Origin of the sequence: Escherichia sp. AM3 (assembly GCF_032029835.1) — a bacterium.
Classification (GTDB): Bacteria; Pseudomonadota; Gammaproteobacteria; order Enterobacterales; family Enterobacteriaceae; genus Escherichia; species Escherichia coli.
Genome location: NZ_JAVUPQ010001274.1, coordinates 1 through 239, shown reverse-complemented (window position 1 = coordinate 239; position 239 = coordinate 1). Strand labels below are relative to the sequence as shown.

1 protein-coding gene is annotated in these 239 nt (G+C 51.9%); it reads right to left on the bottom strand.

Annotated features, from left to right (window positions below; genetic code table 11):
* Positions 1-239: DUF4092 domain-containing protein (locus tag RTW80_RS30645; RefSeq protein ID WP_312722017.1), on the bottom strand; the 239-nt coding region annotated here is incomplete at both ends.

Below are 239 nucleotides of genomic sequence, written 5' to 3'. Positions count from 1 at the left end.
TTCGGGCAACGCAAAATGCTGTTGTAGTGTGGGTTACCGATAACCATCAGTTTGCCCTCACCGACTTGCCCCAGCGAAATAAACGGCAGGTTAAAGGTGGCGGTATCGCGCGTAACGTTTTCCGGCTCAACAAGAGAAGGCGCTTCCGTAATGTACGCCAGCTCGTTTTTATCCCAGGCGCGTTTTTCGCCGAAGGCCAGCCAGTAGTTTTTATCATTACGCGCCATCAGAATCGGGAA